Source organism: Mesobacillus subterraneus (genome assembly GCF_003937825.1).
Taxonomy (GTDB): Bacteria; Bacillota; Bacilli; order Bacillales; family Cytobacillaceae; genus Mesobacillus; species Mesobacillus subterraneus.
The window spans coordinates 70,901-88,442 of the sequence record NZ_RSFW01000009.1; the positions used below are offsets into that span (position 1 = coordinate 70,901).

19 protein-coding genes are annotated in these 17,542 nt (G+C 44.4%); all 19 read right to left on the bottom strand.

Annotation, left to right across the window (positions count from 1 at the left end; genetic code table 11):
- Positions 1–40: 40 nt before the first annotated feature.
- The 19 genes from tsf to EJA10_RS05990 all read right to left on the bottom strand — a co-directional run bounded on the left by tsf (position 41) and on the right by EJA10_RS05990 (position 17,527).
- The gene (gene tsf, locus EJA10_RS05900) at positions 41–925 is read right to left on the bottom strand and encodes a translation elongation factor Ts (protein ID WP_125479090.1); all 885 of its coding nucleotides are present in this window, start codon (positions 923–925) and stop codon (positions 41–43) included.
- A 173-nt stretch (positions 926–1,098) separates the two neighbouring features.
- On the bottom strand, positions 1,099–1,809 hold the full coding sequence (gene rpsB / locus EJA10_RS05905; protein WP_125479091.1) for a 30S ribosomal protein S2: 711 nt from the start codon (positions 1,807–1,809) through the stop codon (positions 1,099–1,101).
- A gap of 145 nt (positions 1,810–1,954) precedes the next feature.
- Positions 1,955–2,536 carry a hypothetical protein gene (locus EJA10_RS05910; RefSeq protein WP_125479092.1) on the bottom strand — a complete coding sequence of 194 codons (582 nt, stop codon included), beginning with the start codon at positions 2,534–2,536 and terminating at the stop codon, positions 1,955–1,957.
- 9 nt (positions 2,537–2,545) lie between these two features.
- Complete coding sequence (locus EJA10_RS05915; RefSeq protein ID WP_246017699.1) at positions 2,546–2,860, bottom strand: hypothetical protein; 315 nt, start codon at positions 2,858–2,860, stop codon at positions 2,546–2,548.
- A gap of 9 nt (positions 2,861–2,869) precedes the next feature.
- The gene (locus tag EJA10_RS05920; RefSeq protein WP_170169083.1) at positions 2,870–4,246 is read right to left on the bottom strand and encodes a FapA family protein; all 1,377 of its coding nucleotides are present in this window, start codon (positions 4,244–4,246) and stop codon (positions 2,870–2,872) included.
- 19 nt (positions 4,247–4,265) lie between these two features.
- Positions 4,266–5,024 (bottom strand): FliA/WhiG family RNA polymerase sigma factor, encoded by a 759-nt coding sequence (locus tag EJA10_RS05925; protein WP_425462077.1) that lies wholly within the window; start codon positions 5,022–5,024, stop codon positions 4,266–4,268.
- 99 nt (positions 5,025–5,123) lie between these two features.
- Positions 5,124–5,621: a chemotaxis protein CheD gene (locus tag EJA10_RS05930; protein ID WP_125479095.1), complete on the bottom strand. Its 498-nt coding sequence runs from the start codon at positions 5,619–5,621 to the stop codon at positions 5,124–5,126.
- Positions 5,614–6,255 (bottom strand): chemotaxis protein CheC, encoded by a 642-nt coding sequence (locus EJA10_RS05935; RefSeq protein ID WP_125479096.1) that lies wholly within the window; start codon positions 6,253–6,255, stop codon positions 5,614–5,616. The genes EJA10_RS05930 and EJA10_RS05935 overlap by 8 nt, the downstream gene beginning before the upstream one ends.
- 17 nt (positions 6,256–6,272) lie before the next feature.
- Positions 6,273–6,728: a chemotaxis protein CheW gene (locus tag EJA10_RS05940; protein ID WP_125479097.1), complete on the bottom strand. Its 456-nt coding sequence runs from the start codon at positions 6,726–6,728 to the stop codon at positions 6,273–6,275.
- A 43-nt stretch (positions 6,729–6,771) separates the two neighbouring features.
- A complete protein-coding gene (locus EJA10_RS05945; RefSeq protein ID WP_125479098.1) occupies positions 6,772–8,823 on the bottom strand; it encodes a chemotaxis protein CheA in 2,052 nt (683 codons plus the stop codon).
- A gap of 19 nt (positions 8,824–8,842) precedes the next feature.
- A complete protein-coding gene (locus tag EJA10_RS05950; protein ID WP_125479099.1) occupies positions 8,843–9,937 on the bottom strand; it encodes a protein-glutamate methylesterase/protein-glutamine glutaminase in 1,095 nt (364 codons plus the stop codon).
- A 7-nt stretch (positions 9,938–9,944) separates the two neighbouring features.
- A complete protein-coding gene (locus EJA10_RS05955; protein WP_125479100.1) occupies positions 9,945–10,811 on the bottom strand; it encodes a MinD/ParA family protein in 867 nt (288 codons plus the stop codon).
- Positions 10,804–11,982, bottom strand: a complete 1,179-nt coding sequence (flhF, locus tag EJA10_RS05960; RefSeq protein ID WP_125479101.1) for a flagellar biosynthesis GTPase FlhF — start codon at positions 11,980–11,982, stop codon at positions 10,804–10,806. The genes EJA10_RS05955 and flhF overlap by 8 nt, the downstream gene beginning before the upstream one ends.
- Positions 11,979–14,015: a flagellar biosynthesis protein FlhA gene (gene flhA, locus EJA10_RS05965; protein ID WP_125479102.1), complete on the bottom strand. Its 2,037-nt coding sequence runs from the start codon at positions 14,013–14,015 to the stop codon at positions 11,979–11,981. Before flhA ends, flhF begins: the two co-directional genes overlap by 4 nt.
- A 35-nt stretch (positions 14,016–14,050) precedes the next feature.
- Complete coding sequence (flhB, locus tag EJA10_RS05970) at positions 14,051–15,136, bottom strand: flagellar biosynthesis protein FlhB (RefSeq protein WP_125479103.1); 1,086 nt, start codon at positions 15,134–15,136, stop codon at positions 14,051–14,053.
- A gap of 1 nt (position 15,137) precedes the next feature.
- Entirely contained in the window at positions 15,138–15,914 is a 777-nt protein-coding gene (gene fliR / locus EJA10_RS05975) for a flagellar biosynthetic protein FliR (RefSeq protein ID WP_125479104.1), read from the bottom strand.
- Between the two features lie 4 nt (positions 15,915–15,918).
- A complete protein-coding gene (fliQ, locus tag EJA10_RS05980; protein WP_125479105.1) occupies positions 15,919–16,188 on the bottom strand; it encodes a flagellar biosynthesis protein FliQ in 270 nt (89 codons plus the stop codon).
- Positions 16,189–16,203: 15 nt separating this feature from the next.
- Positions 16,204–16,869 (bottom strand): flagellar type III secretion system pore protein FliP, encoded by a 666-nt coding sequence (fliP, locus tag EJA10_RS05985; RefSeq protein ID WP_125479106.1) that lies wholly within the window; start codon positions 16,867–16,869, stop codon positions 16,204–16,206.
- A complete protein-coding gene (locus EJA10_RS05990; protein ID WP_425462072.1) occupies positions 16,862–17,527 on the bottom strand; it encodes a flagellar biosynthetic protein FliO in 666 nt (221 codons plus the stop codon). The genes fliP and EJA10_RS05990 overlap by 8 nt, the downstream gene beginning before the upstream one ends.
- Positions 17,528–17,542 lie beyond the last annotated feature (15 nt).

The window sequence follows — 17,542 nt, forward strand, 5'->3', positions numbered from 1 at the left end:
AACACAAAGTGTTCCCTGCAATTACCTATGCTGATGATGATTACTTCTTGTTTACTTGGTTCATTACTTCCTCAGCAAAGTTATCTTCACGCTTTTCGATGCCTTCGCCTACTTCGTAACGAGTGAAACCGCGAAGAGTTCCGCCTTTTGATTCAACGAATTGGCGTACTTTCTGGTCAGGGTTCTTAACGAATGCCTGGTCAAGTACACAAACATCTTCGAAATATTTGCTTAGGCGGCCTTCAACCATTTTCGCAACGATGTTTTCAGGCTTGCCTTCGTTAAGAGCTTGCTGAGTAAGGATTTGGCGCTCGTGCTCAACTTCTTCTTGAGAAACTTCATCACGAGAAACATATTTAGGGTTCAATGCAGCGATGTGCATGGAAACGTCTTTAGCTGCTGCTTCATCAGTTGTTCCTTCAAGAACAGAAAGCACGCCGATGCGACCACCCATGTGAAGGTATGCACCGAATGCATCGTTATCAGTCTTAGTTTTCACTTCAAAGCGGCGAAGTGAAAGCTTCTCACCGATTTTAGCAATTGCATTATTGATGCGTGTTTCCACTGTATCGCCATTTTCCATTGTTTGAGCGTTAGCTTCTTCAACAGTTGCTGGCTTGTTCTTTAGAAGGTGCTCAGCGATTTCCTTAACAAGTACCTGGAAGCCTTCGTTCTTTGCAACGAAATCTGTTTCAGAGTTTACTTCAAGAAGTACAGCCTCATTGCCTTCAGCAAGGATGTAAGTTGTACCTTCAGCAGCGATGCGGTCAGCTTTTTTAGCTGCTTTCGCAATTCCTTTTTCACGAAGGAAATCGATCGCCTGGTCCATATCACCATTTGTTTCCTGAAGTGCTTTTTTGCAATCCATCATACCTGCGCCAGTTTTTTCACGCAATTCTTTAACCATTTGTGCAGTAATTGCCATAATGAAATTCCTCCTAAGATCTTGGTTATATGTAACTATACTTTATTTTAACTTGATTTCGCCAATATAAACCTTGACATGTTTTACATTACATCGGCTTTAAAGGTAGGATCTGTCAGCCATGTCTTAAAAAAAGGTGATAAAGGGGCTTCCCTATATCACCTTATTTCAAATTAAGCTTCTACAGTTTCTGTAGTTTCTTCGCCTTGCTTAGCTTCGATAATAGCGTCAGCCATTTTCGCAGTAAGCAATTTAACAGCGCGGATCGCGTCATCGTTCGCAGGGATTACTACGTCGATTTCGTCTGGATCACAGTTTGTATCAACAATTCCCACGATAGGAATGTTCAATTTGCGAGCTTCTGCAACAGCGATGCGCTCTTTGCGTGGGTCAATGATGAAAAGAGCATCTGGAAGGCTCTTCATGTCCTTGATTCCGCCCAAGAACTTTTCTAAACGCTCTTGCTCTTTCTTCAATTGAACTACTTCTTTCTTAGGAAGTACTTCAAACGTTCCATCTTCAGACATTCTTTCGATGTCTTTAAGACGAGCGATACGCTTTTGGATTGTTTCGAAGTTTGTTAATGTTCCGCCCAACCAGCGTTGGTTCACAAAGTACATACCAGAACGAGCTGCTTCTTCTTTAACAGAATCTTGAGCTTGTTTCTTAGTACCTACGAAAAGAACAGTTCCGCCGTTACCAGCTAGCTCTTTCACGTAGTTGTAAGCTTCTTCAACCTTCTTAACTGTTTTTTGAAGGTCGATGATGTAGATGCCGTTACGCTCAGTGAAGATGTATTTCTTCATCTTAGGGTTCCAACGGCGAGTCTGGTGACCGAAGTGTACACCAGCTTCAAGCAGTTGCTTCATAGAAATTACTGACATGATGTTTCCTCCTAATGGTTTTGATTTCCTCCGTTCATGTCATTTTCAGCCAGGAACTGCCGAAACAGCACCATCTGGCCAAATCGATGAACGTGTGTATTAACACCAAGAGATAATATAGCATATATCAAACGGACAATCAAGCTTATTCTCGTGCATTTTGCCGGAATTTGAGCAAAAGTTCAATTTCAGTTTTTCCCCTGTCGAGATTCCTGGCAATTTCTTCGACTGTCATACCGCTTTCTTTCATCTGAAAAACCTGGTCTATGAAACGGATTGGTTCGGATTCCGTCTTTGGTTCATCCGCCTGGTTCTCTTCCAGCTTTTCACCTGCTTCTTCTTTATTGGGAACCGGTGTGCTATTTTGCTGATAGGCCTTTCGTGCAGCATAATAGGCAACACCTTTACCGTACCGAGGGGCGTGGGGACCTTGATTCGTTTCGTGGCTCAGTTCAAGGTTTACATCATCAATTTGTTCATCTTGTATTTCCAGATTCTTTACCTGCTTTTTCTCAATGCTGCTGTTGCTGATAAGTTGAAGGAATTGATCGTTTTCCTCTTTCAATTCATAGAGGTATGCCGAAAAGACCTCTTCAATTTCTTTGATAATTCTTTCCTGCTTCTTTTCTGCTTCAACCAGCCTGTTCTGGCGTAAGTATAAAAGGATAATTGCGAAGATCGCTGCCGCGTTTAAAATGAGGCTTAAAAGTAGTAGAAAAGTGGTCATAACATCCCTCTATCCGCTGTAATCGATTACCTTCCCTTTATAGGGATGGTGTGGTGAGGCAGGTTTCTCCTCTTTATTGGCATGATTTTGCCTGCCTTTTTCCTGCTGCTTGCCGGAAGGATTGCCTTCCTTGTTCAGGCGCGCTTCTTGCTTTTGGCTGTTCTTGATGACGGTTTTTCGTTTTAATTCATCTTCCTTTGTCACACTTTGTGCGGCATGGTCCTGAAGATGCTGTCCTCTTTGTTGTATTTGCTCCTGAATTTTGCCTGCATCTTGTGTCCTCGGAAGTGCAATCTGCATTTCGATTGCCTTAAGACTCATCATGTCACTTCCTTAATAATGGACTTTTTCACTATTAACAAATGGGAGGATGGAAATCTCGCTTTGATCGAGGAGGAATTTAACATTCTTGTATAACTGATTTGTCAATAAAGCATATTTTCCGAAATAAACCTTGGTGTTAGGGAATACACGTTCATAAACGAATAGGCAAGAATTCATCCTGTCCTGCTTTTCTAAATGGAGCAGCCGGAGTTCATCCATTTGTTCCAGCAACCCGCTTTCAATCTTCCGTCTGGTAGTCTGCTGCTTTCCAAGCAATTGTTGTTGCTCTGGTGTGAGCTTCCCTGCAAGCCTGCCAATTTCTGCGAGTTTCATTTCTATTTCAGTCAGCTTTTTAATATTCGCCTTGGCTGTTTCAATCTCTTTGATCATTTCAATTTCTGCTTTTTCCAGAGCAGGGTCCCAGCCTACAGCGAGTTCTGTTTTCGTAAAAAGTTCATTTCCCAGATCCTTCACCTGAATATCGCGGCCTGCGGATACCATACCGCCAATGATCGTGCCTGATTTGCAGTCGACATTACCTCCTGCAGTCAGTTTGCTGTGCAGAATCGATGTTTTCACGATAATATCCTGGCTTGCTTTTACATTCGCCTGGTTGAGATAGTTAGCCTGTACACTGCCTCCTGCTGTCAGACTCCCCTTCAGCGCTCCGGCAACTCCGCCTTTGATGACTATATTGCCTTCCGCATGGAGCGATGCAGCTTCAACGAGACCGTCTACCCAGATATCCCCGCCTGCCTTCACTTCATATCCGCTGGGGATATTCCCTTTTATCACAATATTGCCTACAAAGTCGATATTGCCAGTCCTTAAATCAAGATCGCCCCTCACCTCGAAAACCGGGTTGACTGCAATCATGCTCTTTGTGATGCTGACCTGACCATCACAGGCCGCATAGTACTTTCCTGCTTCAAAAACAACATTATTCCCTGCCCTCACTTTGAGAGGTCGACCAGGTTTCACCGGAATGCTATTCCCCAGAACGTCAGTGCCAGGAATTCCGTTTTGGGCCGGTATTAAAGTGGCTAACAGCTGGCCTTGCCTGACAGAAGGAATTTGGACGACTGACCGAAAACTGAACACTTTCTGGTCTGGGAAATTTTTATTATCCAATTCATTACGCAGATAAGCATTCTCCCCACTCTTCCCAGGTTCGCCAGCAGCAACAACGACGGGATACTGGATAGAATGGGGGTTTTCCGCAATTTGATTTAAAACATCCATTTTTAATCCGCAGATGACTTTTTCCTCTTTCAGCACAGCCACTAGTTCGCTTTTCGTCATGGACAAACCCTCTTGCTGCAAATCCAAAACCAATTCAGCCGAAAGCCGATCCTTGGAAATCACTACTTTATACTCTGTCCCCATATCCATCTCCCACTTTCCATTACGCTGTCTGTAACCATTTCCTTAGTTTAAAGATCGCTTTAGAATGTATTTGTGATATTCGTGAGGTGGATAAATTCATGACCTGACCAATTTCAGTCAACGTCAATTCTTCTTTGTAAAATAAACTTAAAACTAACTGTTCTTTGTCATTAAGTTGAGATATCTTGTCTGCTACTTCTTCCAACAGTTCAGATTTAATGATACTTTCCTCAGGGATTTCTGCTTTCTCATCCTTAATGACAAAGGATTGATGATCACGATCATCACTGTCATTTGGATGTTCGTCGATTGAAAGGACGTTAGCGAAAAAGTGTTCATTAATGGTGGCATAGATTTCCTGCTCATCCATATTCAGCTCACTGGCAATCTCTTCTATAGTTGCATTTCTCATTAAGCGCTGTTCAAGCCGTTCGATCGCCGCGTCGATTTTTTTTGCTTTTTCACGGGTACTTCTTGGAAGCCAGTCTTCCTTCCTCAATCCATCAAGAATCGCCCCGCGAATACGAAATGAAGAGTATGTATCAAACTTCAAATCCCTGTTGGGATCGAATTTTTCCAATGCATCATACAATCCAATCATTCCCAGGCTTTTTAAATCATCTCTTGAAACACTCTTCGGAAGACTCACGGAAATTCTTTGCACATGGTAGGAAACAAGTGGCATATATTTTTTTATCAGCAAATTACCTGCATCCGGATCACGGTACTGTACCCATTTATCCCATGTTACCTGTTCTTCCGAAGTAGATCCTCGCACCATTGTCATCCTCCTCACGCGCATCACGCATTTTTCTTAGAAGCCTTCTATTCAGCACTGATCAAACAAGTGATCGATTTTGTTAACAAATCAGATAAATTAAATTTCACTATTCCCTTTATTTACTGTCCTGATGTGCATCAAACCCGTTTTTGGATCGAACTCTATCGTCCTGCCGCTGTTCCCGCCAATATCCTGGGCTGCGACCGGGATATGCAATTCTTTCAGTTCAGTCAATACAGCCTCAACATTGCGAGGACCAATTCTCATCATGTCACTGCTCCCGGAAAATTGAAACATTTGGGCTCCCCCAGCAAGTTTCGCTTTCATCCCTGAATGTCTAGCCCCTTTTTTCTGCAAGGCATCAAAGAGCTCCTTGACGGCTGTATTGGCGAATTTCGCTTTATTCAGGGGCTCTGTCCGTGACAGGGATGAATCTGGCAGCATGACATGGGCCATCCCTGCAATCTCTCTTGCCTGGTCATACAGGACCACTCCTACACAGGAACCCAGCCCTGTCGTTCTGATCAGGTCTGGAGCTTTGACTATATTCATATCAGCGATACCGACTTTAATGATTTCTGCTGTTTTAAACATCAACCTTGACTCCCAGAGATGTAAAAATGGTATGGAAAGATTCCGGGTCCGGCAGAAGGAAGAAATGCCCTCTGACACTGTCTGGCATGTTGGCATCCTCTTCATCCAAAGCGGTATCGATGACAATGGCATAATCGCTTACCTGCGATATTTCCAGCAACCCATAACTGATCACAGCACCAACCATATCAATGCTTAAGGCAGGTACAGATGGGTATAATGTCAGGCTGGTAAAGTCTGATAATGAAGATAGATAGGAACCTGATAAAATATTTCCCAATTCCTGCAGAGCGGAAAATGCCAATTCATTATCCGGCTCTGCAGAAAAAGAGAATGATTGTTTTTTGATTAATTGTCCGATATATTTTTCAGCTTGCTGCAGCGGAAGGATAAAAAACATGCTTCCAGGTGCATCTCCTTCTATTCTCAGGAAGACACTGGCTACGACATTGTCTGCTCCTCCTGCCAGCTCCATGACCTCATCAAAGGAGACAACCCGGACACTGGGCACATTCATGTCGATCTTTTTTTGCAGCAGCGTGGATAAAGAGGTTGCTGCATGGCCCGCGCCGATATTGCCGACCTCTTTTAATATATCAAGGTGGACGTCCGAAATGCTTTTAAGAAAAGTCATCGTCTACTTCCTTCCGATTACAGAGCGTTTTCATCAGCATTATCAAGGATTTTTGCCAGGTCAATCAATATCAGCAGCCTCTTGTCCAGATTCGCTACACCGTTAATAAATCCTTCGGCAGACAGACCAACGATTTCAGGAGGCGGTTCTACCATGCTCGATGGAATGTCAATGACATCATTTGCACCATCCACAATCAAGCCCACTTCCTTATCTTCAACAGAAACAATAATTACCCGTGTACTTTCTGTATATCCTTGTTCTTCGAGGCCAAACCGGACACGCAAATCAATCAGAGGAGTCACTACTCCCCTAAGATTCATGACACCTTTTACAAAAGGATTAGTGTGGGGCACCCTTGTTATATGCATGATCTTTTCAATTGATTTTACCTGGCTTACAGGAACTGCATATTCTTTGCCGTTCAATTGGAACACAATTACCTTCAAGTCTGGAATCAGCACTTCAGTCATTTACATCACTCCTAAAAATATCTGGACCTATTGAACTCAGAATCTATTTAATCAAAGCATTGCAATCGACAATCAAGGCTACCTGCCCATCTCCGAGGATTGTCGCTCCAGAAATCGCGAACACATTGGTTAAGTAATTCCCCAGCGATTTAAGGACAACCTCCTGCTGCCCAATGAACGAGTCAACAATCAGGCCAGCCATTTTATCTCCCTTTCTGACAATAATGACAGAATGGAAGTCATCCTCTGAAGGAACAGAAGGAACTTCGAATAGATCCTTAAGGAACAATAGCGGTACAACCTTGCCCCTGAAGTCAATGACCTTTTGATTATGTGCATTCATAATTTCAGAGTCTTTTATAATCGCAGTCTCAATAATAGAAGACAGAGGAATAGCAAATTTCTCTTTTTGGATTTCTACCAGCATGACCGAGATAATCGATAATGTAAGAGGCAGCTGGATCGAGAAAATCGTTCCTTCATTCTCTTTGGAATCAATTGAAATCGTGCCGCCTAAAGACTCGATGGTATTTTTCACTACATCCAGACCGACTCCGCGTCCTGAAATATCAGAAATTTTCTCAGCAGTAGAGAATCCGGAAGATAAGATCAATTCATATGCCTGTTTATCTGTAAAGCCAGCTGCTGCTTGTTCCGTAACAATCCCTTTGCTGATGGCCTTCTTTAAAACCTTTTCGCGGCTGATTCCAGCGCCATCATCCTCAATTTCAATGAAAACATGGTTGCCGCTGTGGAAGGCACGCAATACAACAGTCCCTTCCTCGCTCTTGCCTTTCGCTCTCCGCTCTTCAGGAGATTCAATCCCATGGTCAACCGAATTGCGCAGCAAATGCACAAGCGGGTCTCCGATTTCGTCAATTACAGTCCGGTCAAGCTCGGTTTCAGCCCCGACGATTTCAAGATTGATCTTTTTGTTTAAATCCCTTGCCAGCTGACGGATCATCCTTGGGAAGCGGTTGAACACCGTCTCCACCTGGACCATCCTCATGTTCAGGATAATGTTCTGCAGATCTCCGGATATCCTTGACATTCGTTCGACTGTTTCGGTGAGTTCGCTATTTTCCATGTCTTTCGAGATTTGCTCCAGGCGTCCTCGGTCAATGACAAGCTCCTCGAATAAATTCATTAATATATCCAATCGTTCGATGTTAACACGGATGGTTTTATTGCTCCCCTGCTGCTTGCCAGTGGATTTCTTTTCAGTGGCTGCTGGTACATCCGTTCCTGTCGATTGCGCAGGAACCTCAGGTTTAGGTTCACTTTCTATTTCGTTTTCATTATGAGCGGTATCCAAGACAGCTTCTGCATTCTGCTCGTCAAACTCCAGTGGTCTCACTATCGTTTTGACTACTTCTGATACCTTCATGATTTTGCCTTTGATGTCTTCTGGACTTTCTTTGGAAACGATTGTTACCGAGAAATCCTCATCAAACTGTTCTTCCTCAAGCTGTTCCACCGGTGGAGTAGCTTTTATTACTTCACCGATTTTCTCCAGCACTTCAAACACCATGTAGACACGGGCCGCCTTCAGCAGGCAGTCTTGACGCAAGCCGATTTCAATTTCATATACCCCAAATCCTTGCTCCATGGATTGCTTCAACACAGTAAGCTCAAACTCATCGTAGGTTGATTGCTTGGCTGTTTCCATGACTGCGGTCGCAGCCACTTCCGATTCAGCAGTGCTTGATAATGGTTCGCCTTTTTCAATCGCCTTTAACTTTTCGACTGTCTCGGTGACATCCTTTTTACCATCGCCTCCTGAAGCAATCGAATGGACCATTTCCTCAAGGTGATCAACAGCCATGAATATGACATCCAAAATTTCCGGTGTCGTTACCAGACGATTATTGCGTATGGCATCAAGGACATTTTCCATTTGGTGGGTAAGTCCCGCCAGATCCTCATATCCCATGGTTGCGGACATTCCTTTCAGTGTATGGGCAGATCTGAAAATTTCATTGATAATGGATAAATCCTGTGGATTCTTTTCCAGCTCCAGCAATTGTTCATTACAGGCCTGTAAATGTTCTTTGCTTTCTTCAATAAAGACTTCAAGATATTGATTTAACTCCATGTGCTGCGCACCTCCGGCCTTATATATAGTTCATGATTGTTTGTGCTATATTTTCGACATTCGCCACATCATCGACTAAATTGGTTGCAATTGCCGCTTTTGGCATCCCAAAAACAATCGATGTTTCCTGGGACTCGGCAATCGCTTTTACAGAGCCATTTTTTTTCATCTCCGAAAGTCCTTTGGCTCCATCTGACCCCATCCCAGTCATGATAACAGCAATTTTCGCATGACTTCTCAAGGTGCTAATGGATTCGAACATCACATCCACAGAAGGCCGGTGGCCATTCCGTGGCGGGGTTTGGCTCAGGCTGACCGCCAGGCTAGTCCCGATACTCTTGACCTCCAGGTGCCACCCGCCTGGAGCTATGTATGCTGTGCCCTTTTGCAGCAGTTCACCATCTTCTGCTTCTTTGACATGAATTTCACTTAAGGAATCAAGACGATTCGCAAGGGACTTTGTAAAACCCGGGGGCATGTGCTGGACCACCAGGATTGGTGCGCCGATATCCTTCGGCAGTGAAGTTAACACTTGCTGCAATGCCCTCGGGCCACCAGTCGATGTCCCAATACAGACAAGTTTTTTCGCAGCAGGATCTTTTGGCGCCCAATGCTTGACAACATGCTCGCTTGGCCTTTTCTGTGAAACTAAGGTTCTTTCAGGCGCGCGCCCTGCCGTTCCTGGCTGATGTTGGATATTGATTTTAGAAAGATTTGCCCTGCTTGCCGACAAGACCTTTTCTATCAGTTCTGCTTTGATCTTGTGCAAGTCTATGGAAATCGACCCAGATGGTTTGGCAACGAAATCCACCGCTCCGGCCTGTATGGCCTGGAACGTTGTATCCGCGCCTTCTTTTGTCGTACTGGATAGCATTACGACCGGGACCGGCTCCTCTTCCATGATCACCTTCAGAACCTCAAGCCCGTTCATGACTGGCATTTCTACATCCATGGTAATGACATCAGGGCGCAACTCTCTCCATTTTTTGATGGCATCCTCCCCATTGCGGGCAGTGCCAAGGACCTCAATTTCGGGTTGTTCTGATAAGAAGTCGGTTATAAGCTTTCGCATGAAAGCTGAATCATCTACGATGAGTACCCTGATTTTAGCCATACAATCACTACCTTTCGAAAAGGAGTTGCTTTAATCTTGCTGTGAAACTTCTGTTATTTCTCTTTTCGGCATTGTAGCTCATTTTATTGATATATTTTTCTAGTATTTCCGACAGTGCCTTCGAAACTTGTGACCGTTCATTGAACATAATGAAGGGAACCTGTCTCTTCACGGCTTCCTGGACGGCTTTATCATCAGGCAGGAAGCCAAGCTTGATTGGAGTACGGCCGAGAAACTTCCGGAGCACTTCTTCAATCCGCATTAGGGTGTCATTCCCTTCTTTTTGTGAAGAAGCCCTATTAACCACCAAATAGAATGGTAATTCAGAATCTGCGAGATGAATATATTTCATTGTCGCGTAAGCATCCATCATGGATGTAGGTTCTGTAGTCGTAATGACGAAAATCTCGTTGACTGACAGGAGGATGGCGAGCGTTTCTTCATTCAACCCTGCTCCCATGTCAAAAATAAGATAATCATATTTTGTTAATACATCCCTTAAGCTTGATGTAAAATAATCTACACTGTCCTGATCCATCCTGATTAACTGGCTTAAACCTGATCCGCCTGCAATATATTCCACCCCATGGGGCCCCTGAAAAATCACTTCTTCCATGGATGCTTTCCCGGAAAGGAAATCCGCGATGGAGAGGGACGAGTGTTTTCCCATTAGGATTTCGATATTCCCCATTCCAATATCAAGATCGAAAAGCAGTACTTTATGGCCTTTTTTTGCAAGGGAAATCGAGAAGTTAAGCGAGAAGTTAGACTTCCCGACCCCGCCTTTTCCGCTTACGACAGCAAGTGTTTTTGCCTCCCTGGAAGGCAAGTTCGTTTTTAACCGATTACGTAATTTCTCCGCCTGGTCATTCATAGATGTTGACTCCAAGAATAGTATTAGCAACGATTTCAGCGTCTGCCTCCAATAGGTCATCCGGTACATCCTGGCCATTCGTCAAATAAGCAATACCTGTTGAAAATTTCCGGGCCATATTGAACATTGAACCGTAAACAGCTGTTTCATCTAATTTGGTAAAGATGAATTGATCGATATGGATTAGCGAGAATTGCTTTTTGATCTCTTCCATATCTTTTTGTTTTGAGGTTAATGCAAGTACAAGGAAGGTCTCCATATCCTTGTTGAAGTCAATTGCATCATTTAAATCATTTACGTATTTCTGATTCCCGAAATTCCTGCCTGCCGTATCAATGAACACAAAATCATGCTCTGAAAACTTTTCTGTGGCAGTCTTGAAGTCGTCCATGTTATAGCAGACTTCAATTGGCACTTCCAGTATTTTTGCATAGGTTTTGAGCTGTTCAATTGCCGCGATCCTGTAAGTATCCGTTGTGATGAAAGCCACTTTCTTATGGTGCTTCAGCACGCATTCTGCCGCAATTTTTGCAAGAGTCGTCGTTTTCCCTACCCCAGTCGGCCCAATGACATTGACGAATTTCTTCTTAAAGGACAGGCCCCCGAAGCTAAGGTCCACAAGCTTCTGCTTGATTGCTTCCTTACTCCATAATAAGATTTCTTCATCACTGGCAGATGCTCCGCTTAAGTACCACTTTTCCAGCAATACAGCCGCAATTTCGTCAATGAATTCAGCACTTATTTCCTGGTCTCTTAATTGATTAATCAGTTTGCTGATTGACTCTGGAAGCCCAATAGGTGCATCGTTCTTTGTTGATTTCAGGAGTTCCTTCAGCTCAGAAATTTCTTTCAGGATGTCCCGATCAGCTTTACCCAATGGTTTCTCCGGCTGCATTGGTCGTTCTGGCTGCATGAATGGCTGGGTTTGATCATTTTTAATAGATGGCTTAACAACAAACTTTTCTTTTTCAGCCTTGACTGGCTTTGTGGAGCTTTCTAAGTCCGGGTCGATTGCAGCGATGACTTCTATACTGTTTTTTCGAAAAAAACCCATGAACCCGCCACTCTGGACGACGCGGGAATTCAGGATGACCGCATCACTTCCAAGCTCTGCCCTTACTTGTTTCATTGCTTCCGGCATTGATGAAGCTGTATATTTTTTCACTTTCATTCTACATTCACCACTCCGACACTTTGAACTTCAACATTCGCTTCTAGCTCGTTATAAGACAATACTGGAATCTGGGCAAAATATCTTTCTGTCAGCTGGCGCACATACATCCGGACTGCAGGTGAACATAAGATGATGGGAGTTTGCTCCATAATGCTTAACTGCTCGACCTGACTGGCAACCGACTCCAGAATGCCCTGTGATACTGCTGGATCGAGAGAGAGATAGTTTCCATGTTCCGTTTGCTGGACGCCTTCCGCAATCTGCTTTTCTACTCTTCCCGATAATGTGATGACCTTCAGGGTTTCACCCATTCTGGAATATTGATTCGTGATTTGCCTTGCCAGGGCCTGACGTACGTATTCAGCAAGGATATCAGTATCAGTCGTCACTTTGCCGTAATCAGCAAGTGTTTCAAAAATAATCGGAAGATTCCGGATGGAAACATTTTCTTTAAGCAGCTTGCCCAGCACTTTTTGGATTTCCCCAACTGAGAGCGGGTTTGGCGTTGCTTCCTCCACAAGGATTGGGTAACTTTCCCGGAGGTGATCGATCAGCTGCTTTGTTTCCTGTCTGCCCAGAAGTTCGTGGGCATTGGCCTTGATCACTTCTGTTATATGAGTTGAAACGACGGACGGCGGATCAACCACTGTGTATCCAAAGATCTCAGCCTGCTCCTTCATTTCCTCCGTGATCCATTTTGCAGGCAATCCGAAGCTTGGTTCAATTGTATCGATTCCCTCGATGGATTCGTCTTCAATACCAGGGCTCATCGCCAGATAATGGTCGAGCAGCAATTCGCCCCTTGCCATTTCGTTCCCTTTTATTTTCAAACGGTATTCATTCGGCTGAAGCTGGATATTATCACGAATCCTGACTACCGGGATGACCAGACCTAACTCGATCGCCAGCTGCCTCCTGATCATGACAATCCTGTCAAGAAGGTCACCGCCCTGGTTCGCATCAGCAAGCGGAATCAATCCATAGCCGAATTCGAATTCGATTGGATCGACATTCAGCAGGTTGACCACACTTTCTGGACTCTTCATTTCATCCATCTGAATATCCTCTTCCATCTCCTGCAGCTGCTGCTTATCAGGTTCGGGCTTGCGGGAGAAGGAGTAGGCTCCGAAGACCATAAGTGCTGCGATTGGTATCGTCAGCAAGTCATGAATCGGCGTGAATAACCCGAGCAGGAAGATGGTAGCTCCAGCCACGTAAAGCATCTTTGGGTACGCCAATAACTGCGCTGTAACATCGACACCAAGATTGCCATCTGAGGCAGCACGGGTGACAACGATACCTGTGGCGGTTGAAATCAGCAAGGCTGGAATTTGACTGACAATCCCATCTCCAACAGTCAACAGTGAGAATTTAACAGCTGAGTCCCCTATGCTCAATCCAAGTTGGGTCATACCAATGACAATCCCAAAGATCAAGTTGATGAGAACAATGATGATCCCTGCAATTGCGTCCCCTTTTACGAATTTGCTCGCACCGTCCATCGCTCCGTAAAAATCTGCTTCCCTGCTTACTTTTTCCCGCCTTTCACGGGCCTGCTGTTCTGAAATCATACCCGCGTTCAGGTCAGCGTCAATACTCATTTGCTTACCAGGCATTGCATCAAGAGTGAATCTTGCTGCAACTTCGGATACACGCTCCGAACCTTTTGTGATAACGATAAACTGGATAATGACCAAAATAAGGAACACGACCATCCCGACGACGACATTTCCGCCAACTACGAAGGTGCCGAATGTCTCAACCACCCCGCCCGCTTCTCCTTTGGAAAGGATCGAACGCGTTGTCGATACATTCAGCCCCAGGCGGAATAGTGTCAGCAACAGCAGCAGGGATGGAAATACTGAGAACTGCAGCGGCTCGGTCATATTCATTGTGTTCAAAAGCACAAGAAGTGCAATTGAGATGTTTACCATGATTAGCACACTTAAAAGCCATGGCGGGAATGGAATGATTAACATGGCTACGATTAGAATGACACTTAGCAGGACGGACAGGTCTCTAGCTGACATACTACTTCTCTCCTAAACACTGCATACCTTGAACTTTACAGTACTTTATTTTTGGTTTGATACACGAACGCCAGGATTTCCGCCACTGCTTTGAAAAACTCTTCAGGGATGGCGTCCCCTATTTCTGCCTGGCTGTATAACGCTCTGGCCAGGGGACGGTTCTCGACCGTGGCAACATCATTTTCCTTGGCGATCAATTTTATTTTCTGGGCGACAAAGTCAACGCCTTTGGCTACAACCACCGGTGCATCAGACTTCTGATCGTCATACTTTAACGCGATTGCGAAGTGAGTCGGATTCGTGATGACTACATCCGCTTTCGGCACTTCTTGCATCATCCGCCGCATTGCCATCTCTCTTTGCTTCTGCTTGATTTTCGACTTGATGAGCGGGTCACCTTCAATATTTTTGTACTCATCCTTGATGTCTTGCTTGGACATCCGGATACTTTTCTCAAAGTCATACTTCTGGTACAAATAATCCAGTAACGATAAAAATAGCAATGCTCCGGAAGCAAAAAGCCCCATTTGAAGTGTAAGTCCGGCAATCGTAGCGATCGCGGCACCGACACTCTTGTTTGCCAGCAGCAGCACCTCGTCCATTCTCATCCATAGGACCGAAAAAGCGATCAATCCAATGAAACTGATTTTGAGGATGGATTTTATCAACTCCACTATAGCTCTCATTGAAAAAATCCGTTTAAAGCCGCTGATCGGATTTATCTTTTCAAGTTTCATCTGAATCGCTTCGGTAGAAATCATGAACCCTACTTGCATATAGTTTGCAGCCACCCCTGCGATCAGGGCAATCAACATCACCGGTCCCAGGAAAAAGACAAGTTCACCCAGAATTTCGATGACGATGGTTTCAATGTTGCCGGCAGTCAGTTCCATGAACATATAGTTCTGCAGCGAGTGCCGAAGAACGCCTAAAAGCCGTTCTGCCATTACTCTCCCAAAAAACATCAGAAACAGGAAAACGGCAAGAAGAACGATGGCTGTGTTAACATCCTGGCTTTTGGCAACCTGTCCCTTTTTACGAGAGTCCTGTCTCTTTTTTGGAGTCGCTTTTTCTGTTTTCTCGCCTGCGAAAAACTGCAGGTCTAATGACAACCATTCCATGTTACGCTCCTCCAACCAGCTCCATCAGGCCTCTCATTGTTTCGAGAGTAAGGGAGAAAAGATCTGATACGACCATCATCAGGACAGCCATTACTGCGAAAAGAACCAGGAAACTGACCCCGATTTTAACCGGCAGTCCTACAACGAAAATGTTCAATTGCGGCACGGTCCTGGCGACGATTCCAAGTGCTACATCGACGAGGAATAGCGTACCGACTACTGGCAGGGACATCTGAAACGCGATAATGAACATTTTATTGAAAGAAAGGATGATGAATTCTGCTATATTCTGATTGCCAAACGGAATCATTACCTGATCGATTGGAATGAAATTATAACTGTAAAAAATTCCGTCCAACAGCAAGTGATGTCCATTGACCGTCAACAGGAACAATAATGAAATGATATATAAGTACTGGCCCATTAACGGGCTTTGTGCGCCTGTCTGGGGATCGATGACGTTTGCAATCGCAAAGCCCATCTGGAAATCGATGAACCCCCCGGCGATCTGTATGGCAGCCATCATCAGTGCTGCAATGAATCCGATGAACAATCCTACCATCGCTTCCTTTATGATTAACAGGAAATACGTGCCATCGATCACGACTTCTGGGGCACCTATGGCAGTAAACATTATGATTGCTAACGAGAAACCCAAGCCTATTTTGTGAGAGGCAGGGATCGTCCGATACGAAAACAGCGGCATCATCAAGAAAAACGATGTAACCCTGACAAAGATCAGCAGGAATGCCGGAAAAGCGGGAATGAAATCTAGCATGTCCTCATCCTACAAACCTCGTTAAATTCGAAAATATATTACTTGCATAAGAAAGCATATAACTCAGCATCCACGGACCAAAGAAAACGATCCCAACCAGGACTGCGACAATTTTTGGGACGAACGCCAACGTTTGTTCCTGGATCTGTGTAGTTGCCTGAAAGATGCTGACAATCAAACCAACGACCAACGCCAGAATCAGGAGCGGACCGGAAATCATAAGGACTGTATAAATACCTCGTTCAGCTATTGAAATAACTGCTTCTGATGTCATAATTCAATCACCTGCTTAAAAACTTTGTAATAATGATTTCACCACTAAGTACCACCCATCGACCATGACGAACAGCAAAATTTTGAATGGCAGGGAAATCATGACCGGCGGCAGCATCATCATCCCCATAGACATGAGGACACTCGCTACAACCATATCAATCACGAGGAACGGGATGAAAATCATGAAGCCAATCTGGAAAGCTGTTTTGATTTCACTGATCGCGAACGCTGGAACAAGGGCGGTAAGCGGGATGTCCTCTACTGATTCAGGAGGGTCAGCCTGTGAGTATTCCAGGAATAAGGCAAGATCTTTCTGCCTTGTATGTGCACTCATGAATTCCTTGAATGGAATCGATGCCCTGTCATATGCCTCTTCAAGATTGATTTCTTCATTGAATAATGGTGTCAGTGCTTGTTCGTTTACTTCCTGGAATGTAGGTGCCATGATGAAAAATGACAAAAACATCGCCAGACCGATCAGGACCTGGTTCGGCGGCATTTGCTGTGTAGCAAGCGCCGTTCTGACAAAGGAAAGAACGATGATGATCCTTGTGAAGCTCGTCATTAATATCAAGATGCTTGGCGCAACGGAAAGCACGGTCAGCAGGAGCATTAATTTTACCGAGGTTGAAACATTCTCAGGAGCACTGTTGTTGAAAAACTCCATAAACTCATTCATCTTTGTCTGACCCTTTCCTTTGAAGCTCCTCGAGCATTTTCTTTCTTCCGCTTGCCATATCATTCAGCTGATTTTTTAACAAGCTGGAAAACTGAGTACCTTCATTGCCATGATCTTTTTTCGTTCTTTGCAGCAACCTTGTCACAATATCGCTTGGCTGTACAAACTGTTCCATCTTGTTGTTGTAATCCTGGATGACCTGGCTGTACTCTTCTGGATCGTCAATCTCTTTTAACAGCTGTATGTTCTCACCCACACCTACAATCAGTAGCCTGTTGCCGGCTTTTACGATCTGGACAGACCTGTTGGCGCCCAGGCTCGTTCCTCCCAGATTCTCTACTAACTGAGAGCTTTTATAGGACATGCTTTTCTTGTTGATGAACTTAAGCAGAAAGTACAATAATCCCGCTACAAAGGCTGTAGCGAAAATCATCCTTACAAAATCAAAAAAGGTTACTCCTACTTTGCTGTCTGCATCGCTTGTCTGGTTTGTTGTATTTCCTGCCTTGCCATCTTCATTCGAATCAGGATTTTCCAACCAATCCTTAACACTATCATTCAGCTGCTCTGCAGCTACCAACCCAGTTGGGCTGAGCAGAGCAGCTAGTAAGAAAAGGATTGTCGAGGCAGTTCGGATTAATCTTAACAATTGCCGCACCCTCTATATATGAAT